General features: G+C 54.6%; 1 protein-coding gene. It reads left to right on the top strand.

The annotated features are described in order from the left end of the window. Positions 1-26: 26 nt before the first annotated feature. Positions 27-1,252, top strand: a protein-coding gene (locus HMPREF2760_RS02085) for an IS3 family transposase (protein ID WP_148138837.1) whose coding sequence is annotated in 2 segments (ribosomal slippage) — positions 27-306 and positions 306-1,252 — 1,227 coding nt in all. Because the reading frame shifts where the segments join, the coding sequence is not laid out codon by codon here. Positions 1,253-1,282 lie beyond the last annotated feature (30 nt).

Genomic DNA, 1,282 nt, shown 5'->3' with positions numbered 1-1,282 from the left:
TACCTCAGCTAAGGAAGGATTGAACTATGCCTAGAAAGTATTCCGTTGAGTTCAAGGAGAAGGCGGTCCATCAGATCATCGAAATGGTCCGCCTGGAGTCCTGCTCACTGCAACGTGCCTACACGGAGGTCGGTGAGCTGCTTGGAGTGTCTCACCATACGTTGCGGGCTTGGTACCGTGACAGCGCTTCAGTACGTGATGACTCTGGCGCTTCAGGTGGCGAAACAATGGAAGAAGAACTCAAGCGTCTGCGCCGCGAAAACCGTGAGCTGAAGCGAGCAAACGGGATTCTTAAGACTGCTTCGGCTTTTTTCGCAGCGGAACTCGACCGACCCACGACCAAATGATCTCTTACATCGACGCGTATAAGGATCAGTTTGGGGTCGAGGCCATCTGCCGAGTCCTTAAACAAGCAGATCGTGGATTCATCACCTCACGCGGCTACCGCAAAGCCACCACACGCGTTCCCAGTGCAAGGACCTTAAGCGATAGCCTTCTCATCCCAGAGATACAACGTGTGCATGCGCAGAATTTCTCGGTCTACGGCATCCGCAAAATGTGGCACGCGATGAACCGTGAAGGCTTTCATATCGGCCGCGACAAGACTGCACGACTGATGAAGCTAGCTGGTGTTTCCGGCCGCAGACGTGGACGAACCCCCGTGACAACGACTAGCCCGAAGAAACCGGATCATCGCCCAGACCTAGTGCAGCGAAACTTTCGAGCACAAGCACCAGGAAGGTTGTGGGTTGCCGACATTACCTACGTTCGCACCCTGTCAGGATTCGCCTACACCGCGTTTGTCGTGGATGTCTACAGTCGAAAGATTGTTGGTGTTGCTACACGCTCAACGATGCGCACCGATGCGCTACCCATGGAGGCCTTGGAGCATGCGTTAACGACTGCAGGGAGAATCCATGGAAACCAGCTGATTCACCACAGTGATCGGGGCAGCCAGTACGTGTCACTGAAGTATTCCACCGCTCTCGCGGAAGCAGGAATACGCCCGAGTGTGGGGACAGTCGGCGATTCTTATGACAATGCACTAGCCGAAACAGTCAATGGTCTCTACAAGGCGGAACTGATTCATGCCCAAGGCCCGTGGACGTCGGTCGGAGAAGTCGAACTGGCCACCTTGCGGTGGGTGCATTGGTGGAACACTAAGCGGCTTCACGAAGCATTGGACTACGCCACCCCACAAGAAGTAGAAACCGAGTACTATCTCACCCAGCCCATCAACACAGGGGCGTAAAAGAAGCGGAACTAAACCCAGGACGCTTCA

Source organism: Corynebacterium sp. HMSC065D07 (assembly GCF_001810695.1).
GTDB lineage: Bacteria > Actinomycetota > Actinomycetes > Mycobacteriales > Mycobacteriaceae > Corynebacterium > Corynebacterium hesseae.
This window is presented reverse-complemented; position numbering and strand designations above follow the sequence as displayed.